This is a genomic window from Gordonia sp. (in: high G+C Gram-positive bacteria) (genome assembly GCF_020438995.1).
In the GTDB taxonomy this organism is placed as follows: Bacteria; Actinomycetota; Actinomycetes; order Mycobacteriales; family Mycobacteriaceae; genus Gordonia.
In genome coordinates, this window is sequence record NZ_JAGQTN010000035.1 from 1 (window position 1) to 7,058 (window position 7,058).

A 7,058-nucleotide genomic window follows, 5' to 3' on the forward strand; every position below is an offset into this window, starting at 1 on the left:
GCGGCGATGCGGAGCAGGCGGGCAAGGTGCTGGCCGAGGCCGTGGCCTCGGAGCAGGGCCGCGACGTGCTCGACGGCGCCGGCTTCCGCGCTCCCGACGGCTCCGGTATCGGTGACAAGGTCGCCCAACTGAAGATCACCGATCCGAAGGGGGTGGACAAGGCCCTGCGTCAGTGGCAGGTGCTGGCGACCCCGATGCGCTCGCTCGTCGTGCTCGACGGCTCCGGATCGATGCAGGCGACCATCGGGGATTCGACCCGCGCGAACGTGCTCATCGACGCGGCTCTCGAAGGTCTGCGCCTGTTCCCCAACAACGCCGAACTCGGCACGTGGCTGTTCGGTATCGACAAGGGCGGGCCCGGTGTCGACTGGGATGAGCTGGCGCCCATCAAACGCCTGGACACCCCGGGCCATCGCGAGAAGCTGGTGGCCACGGCCACCGATGCGCTGACCAACAGGCTGGGCGGCGGCACCGGCCTCTACGACACCGCGCTGGCCGCCTACATCAAGGTGCAGGATTCCTACGATCCGAGCTACTCCAACAGCGTCATCCTGATGACCGACGGCCGCAACGAGGACGAGAACAGCATCAGCCTCGAACAACTGCTGGCCCGACTCACCAAGCGCCAGGACCCGGCCCGGCCGGTGCTGCTGGTCACGATCGGTATCTCCGAGGACGCCGATACGTCCGCGCTCAAGCAGATCGCGGACGCCACCGGCGCGACCACCCACATCGAGCGCAGTGCCGCCGACGTCAAGGGCGTGTTCTACGAGGCGATCGCAGCACGTATTGCGGCGGTGGCCCGCTGACCGCGGGCTATCCTGACCGAATCGAAAGGTGATGCCTGACATGGGATTCTCCGATGACGAGTTCGGATTCGCGGGCGACGGCAGGCGCCGGCGGCGCCGGATACTGCAGGTGGTGCTGGCGGTGGTACTGGTGATCGTCGCCGTCGCGGGGGTGATCCTGTGGCGTGGCAACGCCGACGGCTGCGGTGACCGGACGTCGGTGCGGGTTGCCGCCGACCCGACGGTCGTCGCGACGGTGCGGTCGCTGACCGCGATCGCCGCCGACACCGGCTGCTTCGACTACGACGTCGACGAGGTCGCCGGTGCCGACGTACCCGGCCGGCTGACCAGCGGCGACGACAAATCACCGGAGCTGTGGGTGGCCGACTCGCAGACCCAGGCGCGCCGGGTGATCACCCAGGTGCGCAAGTCGCCGGATTACGTCACCGAGTCGCTGGCGTCGTCGCCGACGGTGGTGGCGGGTACCGGTCTGGGATCGCTCAAGACGTGGATCGACGTGATGAAGCTGCCCGACCTGCGGATAGGCAGTCCGATGGAGACATCCACCGGCGACGCGCCGATCATCGCCGCATTGGCCGAAGTGAAGGCGGGGCGCGCGAAGCAGGACGAGCTGACCCAGGCCCTGTCGATTCTGGCGATCCAGCAGAACAACGCGCGCCCGGCCAACGACAGCGAGGCCACGCGCCTGAACCTGGCCAATGTCGAGGGTATCCCGGTGATCACCACCGAACAGCAGTTCTCCCAGTTCCAGCGGCGTCACCCCGAATCGAAGCTGAAGTCGGCGATACCCGCCGACGGCACGGTGATGCTCGACTACCCGCTGCTCAACACCGCGGGCCGCGGCAGCAAGGACGACGCGGCCGCGGCCGGCAAGGAGCTGGTGGCGGCGGCATCCTCGGTTGACGGACGAAAGGTGTTGCACAACTCGTCCTTCCGTGACCCCGGCGGCAGCGGATTCGGCGCCAAGGTGACCGTGCTCGACGGTGGCGATGCGGCGCTGGTGGATAAGACGCTGCGGCAATGGCAGGTGCTCGGTATCCCGATCCGCACCATCTTCATGATCGACACGTCCGGGTCGATGCGCGCACCGGCGGGCGACTCGACGCGGGCGAAACTGTTGATCGGGGCGGCGACGCAGGGGCTCGGGCTGTTCCCCAACAACACGCAGGGCGGGCTGTGGATCTTCGGGATCAACAAGGGCGGTGCGGGACAGGACTGGAAGGAACTGCTGCCTGTCCGCCGGCTCGACGCCGCGTCGTCGCGGGGAACCCATCGCGACGACTTCGCGGCGGAGATCACCCGCGCCATGACCGACGACCTCGGCGGCGGCACGGGCCTGTACGACAGCATTCTGGCGGCGTACAAGCAAGCCCAGGCGGGTTACGACCCGACGTACTCCAACAGCGTCATCGTGATGACCGACGGTCGCAACGAGGACGCGAACAGTATCGGGCTCGACGAATTGCTCACCACCCTCGAGCAGCTCGCCGATCCGGCGCGACCGGTTCTGGTGCTCACCATCGGCATTTCCGGGGATGCCGACGCCGACGCGCTGAGCAAGATCTCCGAGGCGACCGGCGGTAGCAGCTATATCGCCGAGACCGCGGCCGATATCGAGTCGGTGTTCGTCAACGCGATCGCGGCCCGGGTGAAGGCCGCAGGTCAGGGCTGAGCCGGTGGGTATGTCCGTTTTCTGTGGATTTCCTGGCTATCGGTGGTGTGGGCGTGCGCGGTGGCATGGTGGCACGGCACAATCTGTTGGCATGACTTCATCGAAAATGGCTGAGCGCGGGGCCGTGCTGTGCGTATCCGGGTTGGCGGCGACCGTTGCGATCGTCGGACTGGCGGTAGGTGCCTGCGGCGACGACTCGGATAGTTCGGACAGCACCGCGGCCGCAGGCAGCACCGCGGTCACCACTGCCACGGACTCCACCACCGCGGACTCGGGCTCGGGCGGGTCTTACAAGGACGGCACCTACTCGGCGACCGGCAAATACGTCACTCCGGGCGGAGAGCAGTCCATCGGTGTGACCGTGACGCTCGCGTCCAACAAGGTCACCGCCCTCGAACTCGACCGCAGCCAGACCCATGGCACCTCGGCGACCTTCCAGGAGAAGTTCGCCGGCGGCATCGACGAGCTTGTCATCGGCAAGAACCTCAACGATCTCGACGACATCAAGAAGGTGTCCGGTTCCTCGCTCACCTCGGGCGGATTCAAGAAGGCGATCGCACAGATCAAGGAAGAAGCGGCCGAATAGGCCCATACATCGACGGCGACCGCGCCCACCCGGGGGTGGGCGCGGTCGCCGTCTGCGTGGGGAGTGTCCGCGATCAGAGGATCGTGAGCATCTCGTTGTAGGTCGGGAGTGGCCACATGTCGTCGGCCACAATCGATTCGAGTTTGTCGGCGATGGCCCGTACGCCGGCCATCGACGGGATCAGAGTGTCCAGGGCGTACTTCGCCTCGGCCTCGACATCCTCGCCGCCGAACCCGTCGACGGCCTCCTCGATCGATCCGAGGGCACTGTTGAAGTCCTTGACGTACGTGTTGAGCGTGAGCAGCGTCGGGGTCTCGGTCGTGATGCCGGCGGCGGCGAGTGCGGCGGCGGTACCCGCCAGCTCGCCCAGATAGCGGATCGCGGCGGGCAGGATCATCGTCTTGCCCACCTCCAGGGTTTCCTTGGCCTCCACCAGAATGGTCAGGGCGTACTGCTCGAGAACGACATCCTTGCGGGCCAGCAATTCGCGATTGCTGAGAATGCCGTAATCCGACAGCAGATCCTTGATCTCGGGTTTGTCGTACTGGGCGATCGCGTCGACCGTGGTGCGCAGATTCAGCAGACCGCGACCGGCGGCCTCGTCCTGCCATTCCTGCGAATAGCCGTCGCCGTTGAAGATAACCATGCCGTGTTCGACGATGATCTCTTCGAGAACCTTCTGGACGGCGTCGTGGAACTCGGTGCCCGTCTCGATCTCACGCTCGAGGAAGCCGGCGATGTAGTCGATGGATTCGGCGAGCATCGCGTTGATGGCGATCATCGGGTCGGCGATCGACTGATTGGATCCGGGGGCGCGGAACTCGAATCGGTTGCCGGTGAACGCGAACGGGCTCGTCCGATTGCGATCGCCGGCGTCGGCCTTGAGCGGCGGCAGCGTGTCGACGCCCAGTTCGAGCAGTCCTGATTCCTTGCTGGCCTTGGCGCCGCCCTTGGCGATCTGATCGAAGACATCCATCAGCTGATCACCGAGGAAGATCGAGATGATGGCCGGCGGAGCCTCGTTGGCGCCGAGCCGGTGATCGTTGGAGGCCGAGGCGATCGAGGCACGCAGCAGTCCGCCGTATTTGTGCACGCCCCGGATGATGGCCGCGCAGAACACCAGGAATTGGGCGTTGCTGTGCGGGGTGTCGCCGGGATTGAGCAGATTTCCCTGATTGTTGTTGCCGAGCGAGAAGTTGACGTGTTTACCCGAACCGTTGACGCCGGCGAACGGCTTCTCGTGCAGGAGGGCGACCATCCCGTAGCGTTCGGCGACCCGCTTCATGGTGGTCATCATGAGCTGCTGATGGTCGTGGGCGAGGTTGGATTTCTCGAAGACCGGGGCGATCTCGAACTGCCCGGGCGCGACCTCGTTGTGGCGCGTCTTGGCGGGGATGCCCTGCTTGAACAGCTCGCGGTCGAATTCGATCATGAATGCCAGCACCCGCTCGGGAATGGCGCCGAAGTAGTGGTCGTCGAACTCCTGGCCCTTGGAAGGCTTGGCGCCGAACAGGGTTCGGTTGGCGACGGTGAGATCGGGCCGGGCGTAGTAGAAGTGGCGGTCGATCAGGAAGTACTCCTGCTCGGCGCCCGCGTACGACACGACGGTGTCGATGTCGTTGTGCCCGAACAACTTCAGCAGTCGCATGGCCTGCTTGCTCATCGCCTGCTGGCTGCGCAGCAGCGGGGTCTTCTTGTCGAGTGCCTCACCGGTCCACGAGATGAAGATGGTGGGGATGCACAGGGTATTGCCGTTGGGGTTCTCCAGAATGTAGGCCGGGCTGGTCACATCCCAGCCGGTGTAGCCCCGCGCCTCGAACGTGCCGCGAAGGCCGCCGTTGGGGAAGCTCGACGCATCGGGCTCACCCTGCAGCAGCGTCTTGCCCTGGAATTCGGCGAGTGAGGCGCCGGCACCGTCGGGTTCGAGGAAGGAATCGTGCTTTTCCGCGGTGAATCCGGTCAGCGGATAGAAGACGTGCGCGTAGTGCGAGGCGCCCTTCTCGATCGCCCAGTCCTTCATCGCCGATGCGACGAAGTCGGCGAGCGTGGGGTCGAGCGGCTCGCCTTTGTCGATGGTGGCGGCGACGGCCTTGTACACGTTCTTGGGCAGTCGGGCCTTCATCACCGGGAGGGAGAAGACGTTGCGGCCGAAGGTGTCGGCGAGTGGTTCGGTGAATCCCGGCGCCGGGACCGAGTAGTTGGTGATGGCCTCGATGGCCTGACGACGAGAGGTGCTGCCACTCATTCCGAGCTCCTGTGGTGCGGTGGGTGATCCGGCTACCGACGCTATGGCCGTGACGTACCCAGGGCATTTCCCGAGTGTGACGCTGGTGAAAACACGTATCGGACCCCGATGTCCCGTGTGGCGTATCAGATGCCTGATTCAGGTTGGTAAAGAGGGTGGTGTCCGGATGCCGTCACTGCCTCGGTTACCATCACAAGCGCTTGCTTGCCCTGGCCGCTGAAGGAGCCCACAATGACGCAGGTACACCATCAGGCGCAGTTACCGTTCGCGCGGGAACGTGTATTCGCCTACGTCAACGACTACCGGTCGGTACCCGACTGGATGTTCGGGTTGAACAAATTCGACCCGCTGACCGAGCAGACCTCAGGCGTTGGGTCGACGTTCGACGCCTCGATGAAGCTGGGCCCCAAAACGCTGCACACCAAGATCAAGTGCACCGAATGGGTGGAGAACGAGCAGATCACGCTCGAGTCGATCGACGGTTTCAGTGTGTCGATGAGCTGGAGTTTCGCGGACGCCGATGCCGGCACCGAACTTTCTGTGGTGTTCGACTACCAACTGCCGGGCGGGCTGGCCGGCCGGGCACTCGGTGCGGTCATCGAACCCGCCATCTCCGGCGTCATCAAGCACACCGAAGCCGAGCTGCTCAAGGGTGTTACCGGCTCCGACGCAGCGTAGCCGCGCATATTCACAGGGCGCGGATCCTCCTGCACGAGGATCACGACGCCGTGTTCAGCAGCTGGCGACGGATCCTCGGCGTTATCGTCGCGCATTCGGCCAGGCTCGCATTCATCGCCCAATTGTGCGTACCGCCCCAGCGCATGTCGAACCAGATGCGCGTACCGGGCGTCTGTGCGGCTTTGCGCGACAGCGCGAAAGCATCGTGATAGAGAAGGTCGGCCGACCCGCTGTACACGTAGATCGGCGGCAGGCCCTCGAGGCTGCCGAACAGCGGGCTGGCCTGAGGGTCACGGGTGTCGAGATCGCCCGCCCACATCCGTCCCGTGATCCGCAAGAGGCTGACATCGAGGATCGGGTCGACATGAGGGGCGGCGTCGGTCATGGTGACATCCAGCCACGGCGATACCAGCACCAACGATGCGGGAACGGGTGTCCCGCGCTTCACGAGCCCCTGTGTTGCCGCGAGAGTGAGCCCCGCGCCGGCGGAGTCGCCGAGCACACTCACGTTCTCTGCCCCATGTTCCCGGATCTGTTCCGAGAAGTAGTCGGCCATGTTCGGCACCACACCGGCGGCATGACCGAGTGGCACTCCGGGATACAGCGGGATGACGATCGTGGCGCCGGTCTCACGGGCCAGGGAAGAGTAGTAAGTCCAGTACTCCGGCACCGGTGGCAGCAGATAACAGCCGCCGTGCACGGCGATGACGATCTTGTTCGTGGTGCGGGAGGCGACCGGGGACTCGGAGGTAGACCCAACCTCCGGTGCCAGCTGCCACACATTCCAGCCGCGGTACACGCTCATCGTCATAACGATGCCGTCGACCTGCGTGCTCGCCGGGTGTCCGGGGTCTTGCTGTTCGATGGCCGTATCGTCGGCGTCGCCGCTGCCGCGTCGCCACTGCGTCAGCAGCGAGATGATCTGCATCGTGCTCACTCGGTACAGGGTGAGCAGTGAAACCCGTCCGGCGAACCCTGGATTGTCCGACGGCGGCCGCATTCCGGTTTCGGGTGCCGGAATCGGCCGGGACGCCGCGTCCGAATGTGCTGCACCGGGGCGCTTGGTGA

At 65.3% G+C, this 7,058-nt stretch carries 6 protein-coding genes; 4 read left to right on the forward strand and 2 right to left on the reverse strand.

All coding sequences use genetic code 11. The features are described from left to right. From KDB67_RS02670 to KDB67_RS02680, 3 genes are all read left to right on the forward strand, one after another. The coding region (locus KDB67_RS02670; RefSeq protein ID WP_291012095.1) for a VWA domain-containing protein at window positions 1–809 on the forward strand (809 nt) is incomplete at its 5' end. Between the two features lie 40 nt (window positions 810–849). Further along, window positions 850–2,481 (forward strand): VWA domain-containing protein, encoded by a 1,632-nt coding sequence (locus KDB67_RS02675; protein WP_291012098.1) that lies wholly within the window; start codon window positions 850–852, stop codon window positions 2,479–2,481. A 91-nt stretch (window positions 2,482–2,572) separates the two neighbouring features. Then, window positions 2,573–3,067 carry a calcium-binding protein gene (locus KDB67_RS02680; RefSeq protein ID WP_291012100.1) on the forward strand — a complete coding sequence of 165 codons (495 nt, stop codon included), beginning with the start codon at window positions 2,573–2,575 and terminating at the stop codon, window positions 3,065–3,067. 73 nt (window positions 3,068–3,140) lie between these two features. Here KDB67_RS02680 and KDB67_RS02685 read toward each other — a convergent pair whose 3' ends face one another. Further along, entirely contained in the window at window positions 3,141–5,312 is a 2,172-nt protein-coding gene (locus tag KDB67_RS02685) for a glutamine synthetase III (RefSeq protein WP_291012101.1), read from the reverse strand. A gap of 231 nt (window positions 5,313–5,543) precedes the next feature. Between KDB67_RS02685 and KDB67_RS02690 the strand changes: the two genes are divergently transcribed. Continuing rightward, window positions 5,544–5,990, forward strand: coding sequence for an SRPBCC family protein (locus tag KDB67_RS02690; RefSeq protein WP_291012103.1), 447 nt, complete (start codon window positions 5,544–5,546; stop codon window positions 5,988–5,990). Between the two features lie 40 nt (window positions 5,991–6,030). On the opposite strand, the gene KDB67_RS02695 is transcribed toward KDB67_RS02690, so the two are convergent. Next, the coding region (locus KDB67_RS02695) for an alpha/beta hydrolase fold domain-containing protein (protein ID WP_291012105.1) at window positions 6,031–7,058 on the reverse strand (1,028 nt) is incomplete at its 5' end.